This window comes from Acidisoma sp. S159, from assembly GCF_009766125.1.
GTDB lineage: Bacteria > Pseudomonadota > Alphaproteobacteria > Acetobacterales > Acetobacteraceae > Acidisoma.
The window spans coordinates 1-342 of sequence record NZ_LMUG01000076.1 but is presented as its reverse complement, the minus strand read 5'-3'; the positions used below and the strand labels follow the sequence as shown (position 1 = coordinate 342).

The following is a 342-nucleotide window of genomic DNA, read 5'->3' as shown; positions in this document are numbered from 1 at the left end:
AACACGGGCGTGCTCCCCGGCTTCCGCTTCCGCTTCCGTTTCCGCTTTGGGGTGGATCGCCACCTCTTCCACCGCGGCGCTTCTTGAGGACGCCGGCAGCCAGAGCGGAGGGATTGAGGCCATGAACGCCGGTATCGCCTTTGTCCACCAGATCGCAACACGCTCCTGGTCGAAGAAGGAAAGCCTCGGGTAGTCACCTTTGACGACGCCCTCAGCCGCGTCCGAAAACGTCAGACCACGATCCGTGACCTGCGACATGCACGACAGCGGCGGCATCATCACGAGCTTCGCACCTTGCATGAGGGCGTCTGTCACGATCGGGTGGCTTTTGATCGAGGTGAA

General features: G+C 62.0%; 1 pseudogene. It reads right to left on the bottom strand.

The features are described 5' to 3' along the window. A pseudogene (locus GSQ92_RS25805) lies at positions 1-279 on the bottom strand (hypothetical protein); the annotation flags it as partial. Between the last annotated feature and the right edge of the window lie 63 nt (positions 280-342).